The 18,422-nt window shown below is 70.9% G+C and carries 13 protein-coding genes and 1 pseudogene; 11 read left to right on the top strand and 3 right to left on the bottom strand.

What is annotated here, in order from left to right; translation table 11 throughout:
• Positions 1 to 98 precede the first annotated feature (98 nt).
• From OEIGOIKO_RS11275 to OEIGOIKO_RS11235, 9 genes are all read left to right on the top strand, one after another.
• Positions 99 to 5,609, top strand: a complete 5,511-nt coding sequence (locus tag OEIGOIKO_RS11275; RefSeq protein WP_125053929.1) for a HAMP domain-containing protein — start codon at positions 99 to 101, stop codon at positions 5,607 to 5,609.
• 253 nt (positions 5,610 to 5,862) lie between these two features.
• Complete coding sequence (locus tag OEIGOIKO_RS11270) at positions 5,863 to 6,522, top strand: response regulator (RefSeq protein WP_031008240.1); 660 nt, start codon at positions 5,863 to 5,865, stop codon at positions 6,520 to 6,522.
• Between the two features lie 228 nt (positions 6,523 to 6,750).
• On the top strand, positions 6,751 to 9,573 hold the full coding sequence (locus OEIGOIKO_RS11265; protein WP_174857151.1) for a DNA translocase FtsK: 2,823 nt from the start codon (positions 6,751 to 6,753) through the stop codon (positions 9,571 to 9,573).
• Between the two features lie 329 nt (positions 9,574 to 9,902).
• On the top strand, positions 9,903 to 10,718 hold the full coding sequence (locus OEIGOIKO_RS11260) for a helix-turn-helix domain-containing protein (protein WP_125053927.1): 816 nt from the start codon (positions 9,903 to 9,905) through the stop codon (positions 10,716 to 10,718).
• Positions 10,719 to 10,820: 102 nt separating this feature from the next.
• A complete protein-coding gene (rimO, locus tag OEIGOIKO_RS11255; RefSeq protein ID WP_125053926.1) occupies positions 10,821 to 12,314 on the top strand; it encodes a 30S ribosomal protein S12 methylthiotransferase RimO in 1,494 nt (497 codons plus the stop codon).
• A complete protein-coding gene (gene pgsA / locus OEIGOIKO_RS11250) occupies positions 12,311 to 13,054 on the top strand; it encodes a CDP-diacylglycerol--glycerol-3-phosphate 3-phosphatidyltransferase (RefSeq protein WP_125053925.1) in 744 nt (247 codons plus the stop codon). The genes rimO and pgsA overlap by 4 nt, the downstream gene beginning before the upstream one ends.
• A gap of 147 nt (positions 13,055 to 13,201) precedes the next feature.
• A complete protein-coding gene (locus OEIGOIKO_RS11245; protein WP_246177982.1) occupies positions 13,202 to 13,684 on the top strand; it encodes a CinA family protein in 483 nt (160 codons plus the stop codon).
• A gap of 109 nt (positions 13,685 to 13,793) precedes the next feature.
• Positions 13,794 to 14,177: a helix-turn-helix domain-containing protein gene (locus OEIGOIKO_RS11240; RefSeq protein ID WP_030024638.1), complete on the top strand. Its 384-nt coding sequence runs from the start codon at positions 13,794 to 13,796 to the stop codon at positions 14,175 to 14,177.
• Positions 14,178 to 14,515: 338 nt separating this feature from the next.
• The gene (locus OEIGOIKO_RS11235; RefSeq protein ID WP_031008226.1) at positions 14,516 to 14,986 is read left to right on the top strand and encodes a Dps family protein; all 471 of its coding nucleotides are present in this window, start codon (positions 14,516 to 14,518) and stop codon (positions 14,984 to 14,986) included.
• Positions 14,987 to 15,010: 24 nt separating this feature from the next.
• Here OEIGOIKO_RS11235 and OEIGOIKO_RS42695 read toward each other — a convergent pair whose 3' ends face one another.
• Both OEIGOIKO_RS42695 and OEIGOIKO_RS42690 read right to left on the bottom strand, forming a co-directional pair.
• A complete protein-coding gene (locus OEIGOIKO_RS42695) occupies positions 15,011 to 15,310 on the bottom strand; it encodes a hypothetical protein (RefSeq protein WP_246178281.1) in 300 nt (99 codons plus the stop codon).
• Positions 15,311 to 15,612: 302 nt separating this feature from the next.
• Positions 15,613 to 15,945, bottom strand: a pseudogene (locus OEIGOIKO_RS42690) (methyltransferase domain-containing protein); the annotation flags it as partial.
• Here OEIGOIKO_RS42690 and OEIGOIKO_RS42685 point away from each other — a divergent pair.
• Both OEIGOIKO_RS42685 and OEIGOIKO_RS11225 read left to right on the top strand, forming a co-directional pair.
• Positions 15,875 to 16,024 carry a hypothetical protein gene (locus OEIGOIKO_RS42685; RefSeq protein WP_246178279.1) on the top strand — a complete coding sequence of 50 codons (150 nt, stop codon included), beginning with the start codon at positions 15,875 to 15,877 and terminating at the stop codon, positions 16,022 to 16,024. The pseudogene OEIGOIKO_RS42690 and the gene OEIGOIKO_RS42685 sit on opposite strands and share 71 nt — an antisense overlap.
• Positions 16,025 to 16,378: 354 nt before the next feature.
• Positions 16,379 to 16,798, top strand: coding sequence for a PPOX class F420-dependent oxidoreductase (locus tag OEIGOIKO_RS11225; protein WP_125053924.1), 420 nt, complete (start codon positions 16,379 to 16,381; stop codon positions 16,796 to 16,798).
• Positions 16,799 to 17,122: 324 nt separating this feature from the next.
• Here the strand turns inward: OEIGOIKO_RS11225 and hemC are convergent, their stop codons facing one another.
• Complete coding sequence (gene hemC, locus OEIGOIKO_RS11220; RefSeq protein WP_125053923.1) at positions 17,123 to 18,178, bottom strand: hydroxymethylbilane synthase; 1,056 nt, start codon at positions 18,176 to 18,178, stop codon at positions 17,123 to 17,125.
• Positions 18,179 to 18,422: the final 244 nt, after the last annotated feature.

The raw sequence follows: 18,422 nt of genomic DNA, 5'->3' as shown, positions 1-18,422 counted from the left end.
CTGCCGAACTGTTATGGCCTGGTTGGGCCATGGTGAAACACTGGGCAAGCTCAAAGAGAAGGCCCGGGTAGAACGGTCGACCCTGCGGGAGGGACACGGTGGAGTCTGGCGCAGCGGCGCGGGGCACGAGCACGCGCGCGAAAGGCGGACGTTCCCGGAGCAACGGGACGACTGAGGTGGATACGGCTGCGCTGAACCGGCTGCTGGCTGCTCTGGTCTCGATGCGGGACGGGAATTTCCGTAAGCGGCTGACGGTCTCCGGCGACGGGGCGATGTCGGAGATCGCCGCTGTCTACAACGAGGTGGCGGACCGCAATCTGCACCTGACGGGAGAGCTGGCGCGGGTGCGCCGGGTCGTCGGCCGTGAGGGAAAACTCACGGAACGGCTGGAGGCCGGGGCCTGTGAGGGGTCCTGGGCCGCGGCCATCGACGCCTCGAACGCCCTGGTCGACGATCTCGTACGGCCGGTGTCCGAGGTGGGCCGGGTGCTCTCCGCGGTGTCCGAGGGCGACCTGGAACAGCGGATGGACTTGCGCTCGCGCGGTACGGACGGGACCTCGGCGCACCCGCTGCGCGGCGAGTTCCTGAAGGTGGGCCGCACGGTCAACGGCCTGGTGGACCAGTTGTCGGCCTTCACCGACGAGGTGACGCGGGTCGCCAGCGAGGTCGGTACGGAGGGCAAGCTCGGCGGGCAGGCGCGGGTGCGCGGCATGTCCGGGTCCTGGAAGGACCTGACCGAGTCCGTCAACACGATGGCGTCCCGGCTGACGGCGCAGGTGCGGGACATCGCGCTGGTCACCACCGCGGTCGCCAAGGGCGATCTGTCACGCAAGGTGACCGTGCATGTCGCCGGCGAGATGCTGGAGCTGAAGAACACCGTCAACACGATGGTGGACCAGCTCTCCTCGTTCGCCTCCGAGGTCACCCGGGTGGCGCGCGAGGTCGGTACGGAGGGTGAGCTGGGCGGCCAGGCGCAGGTCCCGGGCGTCGCGGGGGTCTGGAAGGACCTCACGGACTCCGTCAACCTGATGGCCGGCAATCTCACCGCCCAGGTGCGCGGGATCGCCCAGGTGACCACGGCGGTCGCCAACGGCGACCTGTCGCAGAAGGTCACGGTCAGTGCGCGCGGCGAGGTCGCGCAGCTGGCCGACACGATCAACACGATGACCGAGACGCTGCGTACCTTCGCGGACGAGGTCACGCGGGTCGCCAACGAGGTCGGTGCCGAGGGCCAGCTCGGCGGTCAGGCGCAGGTGCCGGGCGCCGCGGGGACGTGGAAGGACCTCACCGACTCGGTGAACAACGCCTTCCGCAACCTGACGGGGCAGGTCCGGGACATCGCGCAGGTGACGACGGCGGTCGCGAACGGTGATCTGTCGCAGAAGGTCACGGTCGACGTCGCGGGCGAGATGCTCGAACTGAAGAACACCGTGAACACCATGGTGGACCAGCTGTCCTCGTTCGGTGCCGAGGTGACGCGCGTCGCGCGGGAGATCGGTGTCGAGGGCGAGCTGGGCGGCCAGGCCGCCGTGCCGGGCGCCGCGGGGACGTGGAAGGACCTCACGGACTCCGTCAACACCGCGTTCCGCAACCTCACCGGCCAGGTGCGCAACATCGCGCAGGTGACGACGGCGGTCGCGAACGGCGACCTGTCGCAGAAGGTCACCGTCGACGTGTCCGGCGAGATGCTCCAGCTGAAGAACACCGTGAACACCATGGTGGACCAGCTGTCCTCGTTCGCCGACCAGGTCACCCGGATGGCCCGGGACGTGGGCACCGAGGGCCGGCTGGGCGGTCAGGCCCGGGTCGACGGCGTCAGCGGTACGTGGAAGGAACTGACCGACTCCGTCAACTTCATGGCGGGCAACCTGACGTCCCAGGTGCGGCAGATCGCCCAGGTGACGACGGCGGTCGCGAGCGGCGACCTGTCGCAGAAGATCGACGTCGACGCGCGCGGCGAGATCCTGGAGCTGAAGAACACCATCAACACGATGGTCGACCAGCTCTCCGCCTTCGCGGAGCAGGTCACCAGAGTGGCCCGTGAGGTGGGGACGGACGGCAGGCTCGGCGGCCAGGCGCAGGTGCCGGGCGTGGCGGGTGTCTGGCGTGACCTGACCGACTCGGTGAACGGCATGGCGGGCAACCTGACCGCCCAGGTCCGCAACATCGCGCAGGTCGCGACGGCGGTGGCCCGCGGCGACCTGTCGCAGAAGATCGACGTGGACGCCCGGGGCGAGATCCTGGAGCTGAAGAACACCCTGAACACGATGGTCGACCAGCTGTCGTCGTTCGCCGACCAGGTGACGCGCGTCGCCCGCGAGGTGGGCACCGAGGGCATCCTCGGCGGTCAGGCCGAGGTGCAGGGCGTCAGCGGTACGTGGAAGGACCTCACCCAGTCCGTCAACTTCATGGCGAACAACCTGACGTCCCAGGTACGCAGCATCGGCGAGGTGACCACCGCGGTCGCGCGCGGCGACCTGTCGAAGAAGATCACCGTCGACGCCAAGGGCGAGATCCTCGAACTGGTCACGACCGTGAACACGATGGTCGACCAGCTGTCGCTCTTCGCCGAGCAGGTGACGCGCGTCGCCCGTGAGGTGGGTACGGAGGGCCAGCTGGGCGGCCAGGCCCGCGTCCCGGGTGTCACCGGCATCTGGAAGGACCTGAGCGACAACGTCAACCTGATGGCCAACAACCTGACCATCCAGGTGCGCAACATCTCCCAGGTCTCGGCGGCGGTCGCCAACGGCGACCTGACCAAGAAGGTCACGGTCGAGGCGCGCGGCGAGGTCGCGCAGCTCGCCGACACGGTCAACACGATGGTCACCACGCTGTCGTCGTTCGCCGACGAGGTCACCAGGGTGGCCCGTGAGGTGGGCACCGACGGCATCCTGGGCGGCCAGGCCCGCGTACCCGGCGTCGCCGGTACGTGGAAGGACCTGACCGAGTCGGTGAACTCGATGGCCAACAACCTGACCGGCCAGGTGCGCAACATCGCGATGGTCACCACGGCCATCGCCAAGGGCGACCTGACCAAGAAGATCGACATCGACGCGCGGGGCGAGATCCTGGCCCTGAAGACGACCATCAACACGATGGTCGACCAGCTCTCCTCCTTCGCCGAGCAGGTCACCCGGGTGGCCCGCGAGGTGGGGACGGACGGCCAGCTGGGCGGCCAGGCCCAGGTGCGCGGCGTGGCCGGCACCTGGAAGGACCTGACGGAGTCGGTGAACGAGATGGCGGGCAACCTGACCCGCCAGGTGCGGGCGATCGCCGCCGTCGCCGCGGCGGTGACCCTGGGCGACCACAACGTCCGGATCGACGTGGACGCGGCGGGCGAGATCCTGGAGCTCCAGGACAACGTCAACACGATGATCGCCACACTCCGCGAGACCACCCTGGCCAACGAGGAGCAGGACTGGCTCAAGGGCAACCTGGCCCGGATCTCCGGCCTGATGCAGGGCCGCCGCGACCTCAAGGACGTGGCGACGCTGATCATGAGCGAGCTGTCCCCGGCGGTCTCGGCGCAGCACGGCGCGTTCTTCCTCGCCGCGCAGCCCGGTGACAGCAACGAGATCGGCGCGGACGGCGGCGAGCCGGGCGCCTACGAGCTGCGGCTGATGGGCTCGTACGGCTACTCGATGGGCAGCATGCCGACGACGTTCCGGCCGGGGGAGACCCTGATCGGCACGGCGGCGGAGGAGAAGCGCACCATCCTGGTGGAGAACGTGCCCTCCGGCTATCTGAAGATCGCCTCCGGGCTCGGCGAGGCGCCGCCGGCCAATGTGATCGTGCTGCCGGTGCTCTTCGAGGACAAGGTGCTCGGCGTTATCGAGCTGGCCTCCTTCCAGCCGTTCACCCAGATCCAGAAGGACTTCCTCAGCCAGATCGCGGAGATGATCGCGACCAGCGTCAACACCATCTCCGTCAACACCAAGACCGAGGTGCTGCTCAAGCAGTCGCAGGAGCTGACCGAACAACTCAAGGAGCGTTCGGGCGAGTTGGAGAGCCGGCAGAAGGCGCTGGAGCTGTCCAACTCCGAACTGGAGGAGAAGGCCGAGCAACTGCGCGCGCAGAACCGCGACATCGAGGTGAAGAACACCGAGATCGAGGAGGCGCGGCAGGTTCTGGAGGAGCGCGCCGAGCAGCTCGCCGTCTCGATGCGCTACAAGTCGGAATTCCTGGCGAACATGTCGCACGAGCTGCGGACGCCGCTGAACTCGCTGCTGATTCTCGCCAAACTGCTCGCCGACAACGCGGAGGGGAATCTCTCCCCGAAGCAGGTCGAATTCTCCGAGACCATCCACGGCGCCGGTTCCGACCTGCTCCAGCTCATCAACGACATCCTGGACCTGTCGAAGGTCGAGGCGGGCAAGATGGACGTCAGCCCGACCCGTATCGCGCTGGTCCAGCTCGTCGACTACGTCGAGGCCACGTTCCGGCCGCTGACCGCGGAGAAGGGGCTCGACTTCTCCGTACGGGTCTCCCCGGAGCTGTCGGCCACGCTGCACACCGACGAGCAGCGGCTGCTCCAGGTGCTGCGCAACCTGCTGGCCAACGCGGTGAAGTTCACCGACAGCGGCGCCGTCGAGCTGGTCATCCGGCCGGCCGGCGACGACGTGCCGACGGACATCCGCGAGCACCTGCTGGAGCACGGCGCGCTGCGCGAGCCGGACGCCGACATGATCGCGTTCTCGGTGACGGACACCGGCATCGGCATCGCGTCCAGCAAGATGCGGGTGATCTTCGAGGCGTTCAAGCAGGCGGACGGCACCACGAGCCGCAAGTACGGCGGTACGGGCCTGGGCCTGTCCATCAGCCGGGAGATCGCGCGGCTGCTGGGCGGCGAGATCCACGCCGCCAGTGAGCCGGGCCGCGGCTCGACGTTCACGCTCTACCTGCCGTACAACCCGGGCGGGCTGCCGCCGCAGGGCTACCCGCAGCTGGTCGCGGGCGGGCTGGCGATGGACGCCGAGGCGCGCGACGCGGAGCTCGGGCGGCAGGCCGCGGAGGACGCCGTACAGGCCGGCGTCGCGCCCTCCTCGGGCACCGGTCCGGGGATCGCCCGGCGGCGGCGCCGCCCGGCCGCCGTCGAGGCGCCGCGGCCGGAGCTGCCGGCCGCGCCCGCGCCGTCGGCGCCGCAGCCCGCGGAGGAGCCCGCGCGGCCGCCCGTCGAGGAGCCCTGGATCGGCAACGGCCAGGACCTGGTGTCGGCCGGGTTCGACGGCGGCTTCCACGGCGAGAAGGTGCTGATCGTCGACGACGACATCCGCAACGTGTTCGCGCTCACCAGCGTGCTGGAGCAGAACGGGCTGTCGGTGCTGTACGCGGAGAACGGCCGGGAGGGCATCGAGGTCCTGGAGCAGCACGACGACGTGGTGCTGGTCCTGATGGACATCATGATGCCGGAGATGGACGGCTACGCGACCACGGCCGCGATCCGCCGGATGCCGCAGTTCGCCGGGCTGCCGATCATCGCGCTGACCGCGAAGGCGATGAAGGGCGACCGGGAGAAGAGCATCGAGTCCGGGGCGTCCGACTACGTGACCAAGCCGGTGGACACCGACCACCTGCTGACGGTGATGGAGCAATGGATGCGCACGCGGTGACACGTTCGTCAAATGAGGCTCGTAAGGTTCCCCGCATGTTGACTCAGTGTGGCCGGCCACGTGTGGGAGAGCGGTATTCGGGGAACCTTCTGGTCTCTCGCTGCGTTTGTGCTACGTGCACAGTGACATCGCGGTGACAGGGTGTGGCGACAGGCGGGGTGCGGCTACGATGACCGGCACAAGGACGGGCGGCATGACAGAGCCGTCCCCTGGGGCGGCGTCCGGTTCATTGCCGGGGCGAGGAGGACGGGCCATGGTGCAGAAGGCCAAGATCCTCCTGGTCGATGACCGGCCGGAGAATCTGCTGGCGCTGGAGGCGATCCTCTCCGCGCTCGATCAGACACTGGTGCGGGCATCGTCCGGGGAGGAAGCGCTCAAGGCACTGCTCACCGACGATTTCGCGGTGATCCTGCTCGATGTGCAGATGCCGGGGATGGACGGGTTCGAGACGGCCGCGCACATCAAGCGGCGCGAACGCACCCGCGACATCCCGATCATCTTCCTGACCGCCATCAACCACGGCCCGCACCACACCTTCCGTGGTTACGCGGCGGGAGCGGTCGACTACATCTCCAAGCCGTTCGACCCGTGGGTGCTGCGCGCGAAGGTCTCGGTCTTCGTCGAGCTGTACATGAAGAACTGTCAACTGCGGGAGCAGGCGACGCTGCTGCGGCTGCAGCTGGAGAGCGGCCGTGCCGCGGCGGACGAGGCCAGGGAGCCCGCGGGGCTGCTCGCGGAGCTGTCCGCCCGGCTCGCGGCCGTGGAGGAGCAGGCCGAGGCGCTGTCCAAGCAGCTCGACGAGTCGGCGGACGCGGCGGCCATCGCGACGGCGGCCCATCTGGAGCGCAAGCTCACCGGACTGCGGCGGGCGCTGGACGCCCTGGAGCCCGGTACGGGCAACGCCGCTTCCTGACGCGCGCCTTGCCGAGGCGCCGTCAGGCGCTCCAGCGGCCCGCTGGACGGCCTGCGGGCCGCGGTGGCGGGTTCCCGGCCCCGCGCGGCCCTGACGGGCCATCACCAGCCGTGTGCGGTGCCGGTGTCGTGCGCCGTCGGCGTGAAGTGTCCGGCGCGGGGCGCGACACGAATGGGTGAAGGGCCGAGCGCTCGTGTCACTGTGGCCCTCGCCTGTAATCTCGTCACCATGGCCTCACGTACGTCCGGCAAGGGTTCCCAGAGCACGGCGGGCCCCTCGAAGCAGCGCGCCGGACAGCCCGGGGGCGCCGCCAAGAAGGCCGCCGCGAAGAAAGCACCGGCGAAGAAGGCGCCGGCTCCGGCCAGGAGGGCGCCCGCCAAGAAGACCGCACCGGCCAAGCGCGCGCCGGCGAAGAAGGCGGCCGCCAAGAAGGCGCCGCCGAGACCCGCGCCGTCGCCCACCGGCGGCGTCTACCGCCTGGTGCGGGCCTGCTGGCTCGGGCTGGCGCACGCCGTCGGCGCGATGTTCCGCGGCTTCGGGCGCGGCGCGAAGAACCTGGACCCGGCGCACCGCAAGGACGGGCTGTCGCTGCTGCTCCTCGGCCTCGCCCTGGTCGTCGCGGCCGGCACCTGGTCCAACCTCAGCGGCCCGGTCGGCGACCTCGTCCAGCTGCTGGTCACCGGCGCTTTCGGCCGCCTGGACCTGGTCGTACCGATACTGCTGGGCGGCATCGCGCTGCGGCTGATCCGGCACCCGGAGCAGCCGGAGGCCAACGGACGGATCGTCATCGGCCTGTCCGCCCTGGTCATCGGCATCCTGGGGCAGGTCGCGATCGCCTGCGGGTCGCCCGGCCGGAACGACGGCATAGCGGCCGTGCAGGACGCCGGGGGCTATGTCGGCTGGGCGGCGTCCAAGCCGCTGATCTTCACCGTCGGCCAGACCCTGGCGGTGGTGCTGCTGGTGCTGCTCACCGTCTTCGGCCTGCTCGTCGTCACCGCCACACCCGTCAACGCCATCCCGCAGCGGCTGCGGCTGCTCGGCGCCCGGCTGGGCCTGGTCGAGGTGTACGAGCCCGAGCCGGTGGCCGTCGAGCCCGAGGAGTACGACGACCGGCGCGACCGGTCCGGGCGGGGCGCGCGGCGCGCCGCCGGGACGGCTCCCGCGGACGACCCGGACGCCATAGAGGAGGCGGCGCTGGCCAAGCGCCGCCGCGGGCGCCGCACGCCCCTGCAGCCCGCCGACCGCCCCATGGACGCCGTCGACGTGGCCGCCGCGGCCGCCGCCTCGCTGGACGGGGCCGTCCTGCACGGCGTCCAGCCCTCGCCCCTGGTCGCCGACCTCAGCAGCAGCATCTCCGGCGAGCGCCGCGACGGTGACCACTACGACGGTGAGCACCGCGACGACGAGCGGCCCACGCCCGGGAAGAAGCAGGACAGCGGCGCGGTGCCGCCCGCCCGCGCCCCGGGCCAGGGCGACACGGACAAGCCCTCGGGCCCGGTGCCGGACTTCACGAAGTCCGCGCCGGAACCGTCCGGCGAGCTGCCCTCGCGGGCCGAGCAACTGCTGCTGTCCAACGACATCACCTACGCGCTGCCGTCGCTGGACCTGCTCACCCGGGGCGGCCCCGGCAAGACCCGCAGCGCGGCCAACGACGCCGTCGTGGAGTCGCTGACCACCGTCTTCCAGGAGTTCAAGGTCGACGCGGCGGTCACCGGCTTCACCCGCGGCCCGACGGTCACCCGGTACGAGGTCGAGCTGGGCCCCGCGGTGAAGGTCGAGAAGATCACCGCGCTGGCCAAGAACATCGCGTACGCCGTCGCCAGCCCGGACGTACGGATCATCAGCCCGATCCCCGGCAAGTCCGCGGTCGGCATCGAGATCCCCAACAGCGACCGGGAGATGGTCAACCTCGGCGACGTGCTGCGCTCGGCGGAGTCGGTGGGCGAGGACCACCCGCTGCTGGTCGGCCTCGGCAAGGACGTCGAGGGCGGGTACGTCTCGGCCAACCTGGCGCGGATGCCGCACATCCTGGTGGCCGGCGCGACCGGCTCCGGCAAGTCGTCCTGCATCAACTGCCTGATCACCTCGGTGATGGCGCGCGCCACCCCCGACGAGGTGCGGATGGTGCTGGTCGACCCCAAGCGCGTCGAGCTGACCGCGTACGAGGGCATCCCGCACCTGATCACTCCGATCATCACCAACCCCAAGAAGGCCGCCGAGGCCCTGCAGTGGGTCGTGCGCGAGATGGACCTGCGCTACGACGACCTGGCGGCCTACGGCTACCGGCACATCGACGACTTCAACGCGGCCGTGCGCAGCGGCAAGGCGAAGCCGCCGGAGGGCAGTGAGCGCGACCTGTCGCCGTACCCGTACCTGCTGGTGATCGTGGACGAGCTGGCCGACCTGATGATGGTCGCGCCGCGCGACGTGGAGGACTCCATCGTCCGCATCACCCAGCTCGCGCGCGCCGCCGGCATCCACCTGGTGCTGGCCACCCAGCGTCCTTCGGTGGACGTGGTGACCGGTCTGATCAAGGCGAACGTGCCGTCCCGGCTGGCGTTCGCGACCTCCTCGCTCGCCGACAGCCGGGTCATCCTCGACCAGCCGGGCGCGGAGAAGCTGATCGGCAAGGGCGACAGCCTGTTCCTGCCGATGGGCGCGAACAAACCCGTGCGGATGCAGGGCGCCTTCGTCCAGGAGGACGAGGTCCAGCAGGTCGTCCAGCACTGCAAGGACCAGATGGCGCCGGTCTTCCGGGACGACGTCACCGTCGGCACGGCCAAGAAGAAGGAGATCGACGAGGACATCGGCGACGACCTGGACCTGCTGTGCCAGGCCGCTGAGCTGGTGGTCTCCACCCAGTTCGGGTCCACGTCCATGCTCCAGCGGAAGCTGCGGGTGGGCTTCGCCAAGGCCGGGCGGCTGATGGACCTGATGGAGTCGCGCAACATCGTCGGGCCGAGCGAGGGGTCCAAGGCGCGCGACGTGATGGTCAAGCCGGACGAGTTGGAAGGCGTACTGGCGGTCATCCGGGGGGAGACGCCCTCATAGCGGCTGCCGTTCTCCGGAGCCGTCGTCCGGGTCCGTCCACCGGACGCGCGGCGACGGCGGCGGAAGTCCGGGAAGCATGCTCCAAGTTCACCCGTACGGGCGGTCCGAAGCGGCTGTCGGAGATCGAAAGCAACCGTTTCCTCCGTCGCTACGTCAAGTTGAGGGAGGTGGTGGAAGGATGGTGCACCATCGGCAACCGGACCGGGCGTCCGGCGGCCTCACCCGGCCTTCTGATGGCGTACAAAGTCCGCTCTTCCGCTTGCCCGACCCTTTCGGTACACCCCTAGACTGAACCTCCAGCAGGTGGCTCACGCTCGAAAGGCGCCCACGTGTCCATCGGCAACTCCTCCGAAGACGACCGGCCCTCCATCGGCCACGCCATCCAGCAGGCCCGTATCGCGGCGGGACTGACCGTCGACGAGGTCAGTACCACCACCCGGGTGCGCGTGCCCATCGTGCAGGGCATCGAGCAGGACGACTTCTCACGGTGCGGCGGCGACGTCTACGCGCGGGGGCATCTGCGCACCCTCGCGCGCGCCGTCGGACTCGATCCGGAACCGCTGGTCGCGCAGTTCGACGGGGACCGCGGCGGCCGCCCCGAGCCGACCCCCGCGGCGCCGCTCTTCGAGGCCGAGCGCATCCGGCCCGAGCGGGGCCGCCCGAACTGGACGGCGGCGATGGTCGCGGCCATCGTCGTGGTCGTCGGCTTCGTGGGCTTCACCCTCTTCAGCGGCGGCGACAAGGGGAGCGCGGTCGCCGAGGGGGAGAACACCGTGGCGCCGGTGCAGCCGACCAAGCCCGCCGCCGGCAAGTCCGGCAAGACCGCCAGGCCCAGCACCGTCCCCGGCCCCGGGCCCTCGGAGAGCGCCATCGCGGGCGTCCCGAAGGACAAGGTCACCATCAAGATCACCGCGAAGGACGGGCAGAGCTGGATCTCCGCCAAGGACGCCAACGGCCGGCTGCTGGAGGACGGCCTGCTCAAGAAGGGCGAGTCCAAGACCTTCACGGACAAGAAGCGGATCGACCTGGTCGTCGGCAACGCCGGGGTCGTGCAGCTGTTCGTCAACGGCAAGGAGGTCGAGAAGGTCGGCGACAAGGGAGCGGTCGAGCGGCTGAGCTACTCGGCGGGCCCGCAGGCGGGCTGACCAGGCCAGGACCGGGGCGGGGCAAGGGCCGGACCGGGGCGCCGGCCGGCCGGGGCAACCCTGGCAGCGATGGAGGTTGCGGGGACAAAGTACGCTGACTCCATGCCCGAACGCCGTACCGTCGCCCTTGTCACTCTTGGCTGCGCCCGTAACGAGGTGGACTCGGAGGAGCTCGCAGGCCGCCTGGCAGCGGACGGCTGGGACCTCGTCGAGGACGCCGCCGATGCCGATGTCGCCGTCGTCAACACCTGCGGTTTCGTCGAGGCCGCCAAGAAGGACTCCGTCGATGCCCTGCTGGAGGCCAACGACCTGAAGGACCACGGCCGCACCCAGGCCGTGGTGGCCGTCGGCTGCATGGCCGAGCGGTACGGCAAGGAGCTGGCCGACGCCCTCCCGGAGGCCGACGGCGTCCTCGGCTTCGACGACTACAGCGACATCTCCGGCCGGCTGCAGACGATCCTGAGCGGCGGCAACGTCGAGGCCCACGCCCCGCGCGACCGCCGCAAGCTGCTGCCGATCAGCCCGGCCGAGCGCCAGGACGCCGCAGGCGTCGCGCTGCCCGGCCACGGCGCGGCGGAGCCCGCTCCGGCCCCCGCGGACCTGCCGGAGGGCGTGGCGCCCGCCTCAGGGCCCCGCGCGCCGCTCCGGCGCCGCCTGGGCACCAGCCCGGTCGCGTCCGTGAAGCTGGCCTCCGGCTGCGACCGCCGCTGCTCCTTCTGCGCCATCCCGTCCTTCCGCGGCTCCTTCATCTCCCGCCGCCCCTCCGACGTGCTCGGCGAGACGCGCTGGCTGGCGGAGCAGGGCGTGAAGGAGATCATGCTGGTCTCCGAGAACAACACCTCGTACGGCAAGGACCTGGGCGACATCCGCCTGCTGGAGACGCTGCTGCCGGAGCTGGCCGCCGTCGAGGGCCTGGAGCGCGTCCGGGTCAGCTACCTGCAGCCCGCCGAGATGCGCCCCGGCCTGATCGACGTGCTGACGGAGACCGACAAGGTCGCGCCGTACTTCGACCTGTCCTTCCAGCACTCGGCGCCGGGCGTGCTGCGCGCCATGCGGCGCTTCGGCGACACCGACCGCTTCCTGGGCCTGCTGGAGCAGATCCGCGGGAAGGCGCCGCAGGCCGGCGCCCGCTCGAACTTCATCGTCGGCTTCCCCGGCGAGACCGAGGACGACGTCGCCGAGCTGGAGCGCTTCCTGACCGGCGCCCGGCTGGACGCGATCGGCGTGTTCGGCTACTCCGACGAGGACGGCACCGAGGCCGCCACGTACGACAAGAAGGTCGACCCGGACGAGGTCGCCGAGCGCCTCGCGCACATCTCCCGGCTGGCCGAGGAGCTGACCGCGCAGCGCGCCGAGGAGCGGCTGGGGGAGACCGTCACGGTCCTGGTGGACAGCGTCGACGAGGAGGACGGGGTCGTGGGGCGCGCCGCGCACCAGGCCCCCGAGACCGACGGCGTCACCTTGCTGCGCACCTCACTCGACCTTGCGCCGGGTCGTATGGTCGAAGCAAAGGTCGTGGCCAGTGAGGGCGTCGACCTGGTGGCCGAGGTGCTGTCGGTGGACGGCGCGCCGTGTACTGAGGAGGCGGGCAGATGACCGGAGTCCCGGCTTCCGCGGCCGGTGGGCACCACCGCCCGGCGCCGGCCGTCCGGACGGCCGGGCTGTGGAACATCGCCAACGTCCTGACGATGGTGCGGCTGCTGCTCGTACCGGCCTTCGTGATGCTGCTGATGCACGGCGACGGCTACGACCCGGCCTGGCGCTCGTTCGCCTGGGCGGCGTTCGCCATCGCCATGATCACCGACCTGTTCGACGGCCACCTGGCGCGCCAGTACAACCTGGTCACCGACTTCGGGAAGATCGCCGACCCGATCGCGGACAAAGCGATCATGGGCGCGGCGCTGATCTGCCTGTCCGTGCTGGACGATCTCTCGTGGTGGGTGACGGGCGTCATCCTCTTCCGTGAGCTGGGCATCACCCTGATGCGGTTCTGGGTGATCAAGCACGGGGTGATCCCGGCCAGCCGCGGCGGGAAGCTGAAGACCCTCGCGCAGGGCACCGCGGTCGGTATGTACGTGCTCGCGCTGACCGGGCCGCTGGCGTCGTTCCGGTGGTGGGTGATGGCGGTGGCCGTGGCGCTGACCGTCGTGACCGGCCTGGACTACGTACGGCAGGCGGTCGTCCTGCGACGGGCCGGGCTGGCCGAGGCGCGGGCCGTACAGGCCGAGCAGCGGGCCAGGACGGCCGCCGAGGCGCACGGCGACGCCCCCGCCGGGAGCGCGGGAGCTGCGGGCCGCTCCGGGACCGTGGCGGACGACGGGAACTCCGTACGGTGAATCCGGAGCCGGCCGCCCTGGCGACCTTCCGAAGTGGCTGCGGAAATGCGCGCTGACACGGACGGGGAAGCGCGCGGAGACACGGGCGGAGAGGCCGGCCTGGAGCCGGCCGACGAGACGTCGTCCGTGGCGGCGCGGGCGCTCGACATGCTCGCGGCGCGCGGACAGAGCCTGGCCGTGGCCGAATCGCTCACGGGCGGGCTGGTGGCCGGAGCGCTGACCGGGGTACCCGGAGCCTCCCGGGTCTTCCGGGGCTCGGTGACGGCCTACGCGACCGGGCTCAAACGGGACATTCTCGGGGTCGACGGGCCGCTGCTCGACGCGCGCGGAGCCGTGGACGCGGAGGTTGCCCGCCAGATGGCCCGTGGTGTAAGGCGTGTGCTGAGCGCGCACTGGGGTATCGCCACTACAGGGGTTGCCGGCCCTGACCCCCAGGACGGACAGCCCGTGGGCACCGTATTCGTCGCGGCCGACGGCCCCGGCGGAGCGGGCGGTGTACTGCGCCTCACGCTGGACGGCGACCGCCGGCGGATCCGCCGGGACACGGTGGCGGCGGTGCTCCGGCTGCTGGTGAGCCAACTGACCGAGAACGCGGCGGCACAGGATACGGAACAACGGGGGGAAATTTGATGTTTGCAGCCCTGAGTGAACACGAACTCGCGCCCCGCACGGCCGAGGCCCGAGGCGGTACGGTGGGGCGAGAAGGATCCGGATCCGAGGTCCGAGGAGGGAGCCAGCGATGATTCTGCTTCGTCGCCTGCTGGGTGACGTGCTGCGCCGACAGCGTCAGCGCCAGGGCCGCACCCTGCGCGAGGTCTCCTCCTCCGCCCGGGTGTCGCTCGGCTACTTGTCCGAGGTCGAACGGGGACAGAAGGAAGCCTCTTCCGAACTGCTCTCGGCGATCTGCGACGCGCTGGACGTGCGCATGTCCGAACTCATGCGGGAGGTCAGCGACGAGCTGGCACTCGCGGAACTGGCGCGGTCCGCCGCCGCGAGCGACCCGGTGCCCGCACCGGTCCGCCCCAAGCTGAACTCGGTGTCCGTGACCTCGCTGGCCGGGGTGCCGGAGGACCGCGTGACGATCAAGGCCCCCGCAGAGGCCGTGGACGTCGTGGCGGCCTGAGGCCGCCGGGCCGTACCGGCCTGAGACCATCGGGTCCCCCCGCGTGTCTCCCTGAGAGCTCTCTCGACTTTCCTGAACCCCGTCCGGCGCCGCCGGGCGGGGTTCGAGGCGTTTCGCGCCCGCGCGGCCGGGCACTTTCCGGCAGGCCGTACGGCCGTTCCGCAGGGGAGGGGGCCCGAGTGCCCGGGGCGAAAGCCGGGGAGGTGAGGACCTTCGTCCCCAAGGTGAGGCACCCGCGCATTACCGCAGCGCATCTGGGTACCCGATCCGTACAGACAGGACCAATCGTTTGTACGGTGGGCGAAGCGGAGTCATTCGCCCTGAAAAGGAGTAAATGGATGTCTGTCGTCAAGAGCACGCTGTCCGACGACGCGCGCAAGGTGGTCGGGGAAGCACTGCAGGGAGCCCTCGTCGACCTGGTGGATCTCTCGCTCGTGGCGAAGCAGGTCCACTGGAACATCATCGGCCCGCGTTTCCGGTCCGTACATCTCCAGCTCGACGATGTCGTGGACACGGCCCGCGCCTACGCCGACACGGTGGCCGAGCGTGCCTCGGCGATCGGTGTCTCGCCGGACGGCCGGGCCGAGACGGTCGCGAAGACCAGCGGCATCGACACGGTGCAGGACAACTGGATCAAGGACGCCGAGGTCGTCCGCGTGGTGACCGACGCGCTCGGCGCCGTCATCGCCCGGATGCGTGAGCGCATCCGCGTCACGGACGAGCCCGACCCGGTCTCCCAGGACATCCTCATCGGCCTCACCGCCGACCTCGAAAAGCACCACTGGATGTTCCAGGCCGAGTCGGCCTGACTTCCAGCGTCATGACCCGCCTTTTCAGCGCCCCTCCGGCATGGCCGGAGGGGCGCTCGGCCGTTGCGGGCGGAGCCTGACGCGCTGACCTTCGGGGCGGACGGTGAGGCCGTGGCAGGCGATCTCCGGTTCGCCGGCCCGCACCCACCGCTGGTGGGCCGCCTCGATCTCGTCCCAGAGCCGGCGCGGCCCGTGCTGCCGCACGAGGTAGGCGGCGGTCTGCCGGCCGTCGTAGTCCACCGACGCCCATGACGTCGCGGCGTCGTCGGCCAGCCACAGGCGGGTGTGCGCCTCGTCGGTGCCGGAGTCCCAGGAGTGCCACACTCGGGCGCGCGCAGACCGATCGCGAACTGCGCGTCGAGGCTGTCGCCGGCCACCGCCCAGGGGGACAGGGCTGTGTCGCGACGACTGGGACGCTGCCCCGCGCGCAGCAGGTCGCGGTCGAGGTCGGCGGACGCGCGCTGGCCGCGCATCACCTTGTAGGAGCCGTAACCGGCGAACTGCCCGTCGGCCGTACCGTCCGGCCGACGGGTGAGGACGAGCGTGCCGTACGTGATCCAGCTGGTGCTCCACGGTACGACGAGGCGGGCACCGGGCAGCGTCTGCGCGAGCCAGGCGGCGGGGACGGACCGTACGGAGCAGGTGCAGATGATCCGGTCGTACGGAGCGTCGGCGGCGTGCCCGTGAGCCCCGTCACCGGTGATCACCGCAGGGGCGTGCCCGACGGCTTTGAGGCCGGCGCGGGCCGTCTCGGCGAGCAGCGGGTCGACCTCGACGCTCACCACACGGTCGGCTCCGAGCCGGTGGGACAGGAGGGCCGCGTGAAAGCCGGTACCGGTACCGATCTCCAGGACACGGTGTCCGTCGGCGAGCGCGGCGTCCGCGAGCATGCGCAACACCGTGCTGGGCGCGGAAGCGGACGAGGTGGGCTCCTGGAACCCGTCGTCGTCCTCGGTGATCTGCGTGACGATCGGCACGTCACGGTACGCGGCCTCGGCCCAGCGGGCCGGATCCGTGGCGCGGTCGCAGGGTACGTAACCGCCGGCCCCGTCGCGGAGCCAGATGCGCCCCGGCAGAAACCGGTCCCGCGGCACGGCCCGCACGGCCTCGGCCCAGACGGCAGGAACGGGGTGACCGAGCGTGGTGGTGAGTTGGGTCAGGAGGGTGGTTGTGGGGGGGACGGGGCTGGAAGAGGCGGGGGTGGGGGTCACTGGCGCTCCGGCCCCTGGTGGTCGTGGTGCGGGTTGCCGAAGGTAGCGGACGGTGACGCGGTCGTGCGACCCGCGTGACGGTCGCGCCGCAGTGGCGTGTCTGTGAATCGGGAAGGCGTGGGCGGACGATCATATTGGGGAGACGAACGCCGGATCAGCAACCTATGGAGGAGTGTCCGCTATGTCGAAACCCCCGCTGCCGCAAGAGGCGGTTGCCGTGCTGGAGAAGGCCAACCCGGCCGTCATCACGACCTTGCGGTCGGACGGGCAGCCGGTCTCCACGGCGACCTGGTACCTCTGGGACGACGGCCGGGTGCTCGTCAACATGGACGAGGGCCGCAGGCGCCTGGAGCACCTGCGGAACGACCCCCGGGTGACGATCACCGTCCTCGACGAGTCGAGCTGGTACACCCACATCAGCATCATCGGCCGCGTCACCGAATTCCGTGAGGACAAGGACCTGACCGACATCGACCGGCTGGCCCACCACTACCTCGGCGACGCCTATCCGCAGCGCGACCGCGCCCGGGTCAGCGCGTGGATCGAGATCGACCGCTGGCACGGCTGGGGCACGCTCAAGGACAGCAGCCAGGCGGGCTGACGTACCACGGGACGGGCCTCCCCCGGAATGCGGGGGAGGTCTTGCCGATGTCCGTTCCTGCGGCCTGGTTCACGGTCAGGCGGCGAGTTCGTACGCTTCCAGACATTTGATCATTCGGCGGACCACCAGCAGGGGAATCACGCCGAAGACGCCGAACGACATGTCGAGCAGCTGCCAGTAGAACGGAATTCCGCGGATCGGGCCGCGGATGAGGGCCAGGGGAATGATTCCCGCGCAGGCGATGATGCGATGCTTCGCGTCGGTTCGGGCCGGGGTCGGTGTGCGAAATGCGAGAAGTGCGGAAAAGCGGTTCGGCGCGAAGGTTCAGAGTGGAATTCCGGTGTCGATCAGGGAGCGGGCACCCTGGCTGAGGAGTTCGGTGGCGGCGTGCGCGCCGAGTGCCGCCGGATCGTGCGGGGCGTCGCTGCACAGATGGACCTGCGCGAAGGCGGCGCCGTCCGGGGAGAAGACCCTCCCGCGCAGGGAGAGCCGGCCGCCCGGGCCGGTGACGCAGTAGCCCGCGATGGGGCTGTTGCAGTGCCCGCGCAGGCCCTGGAGCATGACGCGTTCGGCGGTCGCCTCGGTCAGCGTGGGCTCGTGGTTGAGCTGCTCCAGCAGGGCGGCGACGGCGCTGTCGTCGCGGCGGCACTCCAGGGACAGGACGCCGGCACCGACGGCCGGCAACACTTCCTCGATCTCGAAGATCTGCCGCGCCCGGTGGCTCAGGCCGAGCCGGGCCAGTCCGGCGCTCGCCAGGACCAGGGCGTCGAGGTGGGCGGGGCTGGAGGGCTCGGTGGAGGCGGCCGGGTCGGCGAAGTCGGTGGTGTCGGTGGTGTCGGTGGTGTTCGTGTGGGTGGTGGGGGCGGTTGGCCGGCCGTCCAGGAGGTCGAGGCGGGTGCCCACCGCGCCGCGTACGGGAACGATCCGCAGATCGGGGCGGATGCGCAGGAGCTGGGCCCGGCGGCGTACGGAGGCGGTGCCGACCCGGGCGCCGGGCGGGAGGTCGTCGAGGCGGCGCACCGCCGAGTGTTCCGGGACGACCAGGACGTCCCGGACGTCGGCGCGCTCCAGGTGGGCGGCGACGACCAGGCCCGCGCGGAACGGCACGTCGCCGGGCACGTCCTTGAGGCAGTGCAGCGCGAGATCGATGTCGCCGCTCTGCAACCGTACGTCGAGAGCCTTGACGAACAGGCCCTTCCCGCCGATGCCGGACAGCTCGCCGTGCCAGAGATCGGCCTCGGTCCGGACCGGGACGGCCACGGTCCGCAGCCGCGGGTCGAGCTGGTGCAGCAGCTGGGTGACGCGGGCGGTCTGGGCGAGGGCCATGGGGCTCGTACGGGTTCCGATGCGCAGCTCGCGGGCAGGAAAAGCGGTGCTCACGGGCGGCCTCCGTTCGGTGGATCTCGGGCGGTGCCCGCCGTCGGCGCTGATCATTCAGTGCAGCGTAAGAGACACCGGGCGACGGGCCGGGGAGGTACGGGTTCGGGCTGGTGTACGGGGCGCAGGGGCCCGGCCGCGCCGGTGCGCGCGTCCTTCACGCGGGCGCCGGGCGCGGGGCGTCTGGATGCGGGCCGGGTGGCGGCGGGCGAAAATACCGGGAAGACAGAGATCCGTGAGAACGGGG

This window comes from Streptomyces paromomycinus, assembly GCF_003865155.1.
Classification (GTDB): Bacteria; Actinomycetota; Actinomycetes; order Streptomycetales; family Streptomycetaceae; genus Streptomyces; species Streptomyces chrestomyceticus.
This window is presented reverse-complemented; position numbering and strand designations above follow the sequence as displayed.

Bases quoted from the DNA above. Each gene is read 5' to 3' on its own strand.
- OEIGOIKO_RS11225 (WP_125053924.1), top strand. From the start codon at position 16,379: ATGTCGAAACCCCCGCTGCCGCAAGAGGCGGTTGCCGTGCTGGAGAAG.
- pgsA (WP_125053925.1), top strand. From the start codon at position 12,311: ATGACCGGAGTCCCGGCTTCCGCGGCCGGTGGGCACCACCGCCCGGCG.
- OEIGOIKO_RS11265 (WP_174857151.1), top strand. From the start codon at position 6,751: ATGGCCTCACGTACGTCCGGCAAGGGTTCCCAGAGCACGGCGGGCCCC.
- OEIGOIKO_RS11235 (WP_031008226.1), top strand. From the start codon at position 14,516: ATGTCTGTCGTCAAGAGCACGCTGTCCGACGACGCGCGCAAGGTGGTC.
- OEIGOIKO_RS42685 (WP_246178279.1), top strand. From the start codon at position 15,875: ATGCGCAACACCGTGCTGGGCGCGGAAGCGGACGAGGTGGGCTCCTGG.
- OEIGOIKO_RS11240 (WP_030024638.1), top strand. From the start codon at position 13,794: ATGATTCTGCTTCGTCGCCTGCTGGGTGACGTGCTGCGCCGACAGCGT.
- OEIGOIKO_RS11245 (WP_246177982.1), top strand. From the start codon at position 13,202: ATGCTCGCGGCGCGCGGACAGAGCCTGGCCGTGGCCGAATCGCTCACG.
- OEIGOIKO_RS11270 (WP_031008240.1), top strand. From the start codon at position 5,863: ATGGTGCAGAAGGCCAAGATCCTCCTGGTCGATGACCGGCCGGAGAAT.
- rimO (WP_125053926.1), top strand. From the start codon at position 10,821: ATGCCCGAACGCCGTACCGTCGCCCTTGTCACTCTTGGCTGCGCCCGT.